A 1,406-nucleotide genomic window follows, 5' to 3' on the forward strand; every position below is an offset into this window, starting at 1 on the left:
CGGCGAGGGCGAGCAGGGAGAGGATCGCGGGGTCCGCGTTCGGTGTGCCGGATGGCGGGGCGCCGGTGGCCGGGCCCTCGGCGGGCGGTGCGTACGGAGTCACGGACGACGCTCCCGAGGACGACGGGACGAACCCCTCCGCGCGCGCGGCCGGTGCGGTCTCCCTCGGCCCCGCCGTCGCCACCGGTACCACGGCGACCTCCCCCAGCGCCCTCTCCGCCCCCTCCGTCGGCGCGTACTCCGGCACCGGAACCACGTACGGCTCGACCGGCCGTGCCCTGAACTCCATCGCTCCCGAGGGCGACTTGTACAGGTCGAGATGGTGCAGCCACTGCGTGTCGTCCCGCTCCGGGTGGTCGAGCCGCTCGTGGTAGAGGCCCCAGCGGGACTCGGTCCTCGCCAGCGAGGCCCGCGCGGCCATCTCCGCGCAGTCCCGGATGAACGACACCTCCGCGCAGCGCATCAGCTCATGGGCGGTACGCGCCCCCATGCCGGCGATCTCGCCCGCCATCCGCTCGAAGGCCTCCACCGCCAGGGACAGCCTCGCCCCCGTCTTCGGCGGCGCCACGTAGTCGTTCACGAACCGGCGCAGCTTGTACTCCACTTGAGGCTGCGGGGGACCGTCGGGGTGGCGCAGCGGCCGGTAGACGAGTTCGTGGGCGGCGGCCAGCTGGTCGTCCGGCAAGGGCCCCTCGTACGCGCGGAACCGGGCCGCGTCCTCGCCCGCGAGGTCCCCGAAGACGAACGCCCCGATCATGTAGTTGTGCGGCACGCACGCCAGGTCGCCCGCCGCGTACAGGCGCGGCACCGTGGTGCGGGCGTGCGCGTCGACCCGTACGCCGGAGGCCGAGTGGCCGCCGCACAGCCCGATCTCCGAGATGTGCATCTCGATGTCGTGGGTGCGGTAGTCGTGGCCGCGTCCCTCGTGGAAGGCGGCGCGCGTGGGCCGTTCCGTCGTGTGGAGGATCGACTCGACCGCGCTGATCGTCTCCTCGGGGAGATGGCTCAGCTTCAGGTACACCGGCCCCCGGTCGGAGGCGAGTTCGGCCGCGAACTCCGACATCATCTGGCCCGACCAGTAGTCGGACTCCACGAACCGCTCGCCGAGCCGGTTCACCTGGTAGCCGCCGAAGGGATTGGCGACGTACGCGCACGCCGGGCCGTTGTAGTCCTTGATGAGCGGATTGATCTGGAAGCACTCGATCCCGGTGAGCGCGGCACCCGCGTGGTACGCCATGGCGTAGCCGTCGCCCGCGTTCGTCGGGTTCTCGTAGGTCCCGTACAGATAGCCCGACGCGGGCAGGCCGAGGCGGCCGCACGCGCCCGTGGCGAGGATCACCGCGCCCGCCCTGACGGTGACGAACTCCCCGGTGCGGGTGTTGAACCCGGCCGCGCCCACGGCCCGG

The 1,406-nt window shown here is 72.5% G+C and carries 1 protein-coding gene; it reads right to left on the minus strand.

The window, feature by feature from the left end; genetic code table 11:
• On the minus strand, positions 1-1,406 hold a 1,406-nt coding region (locus AOK22_RS38485), incomplete at both ends, for a fumarate reductase/succinate dehydrogenase flavoprotein subunit (protein WP_079037116.1).

This window comes from Streptomyces silaceus (genome assembly GCF_001419745.1).
GTDB lineage: Bacteria > Actinomycetota > Actinomycetes > Streptomycetales > Streptomycetaceae > Streptomyces > Streptomyces silaceus.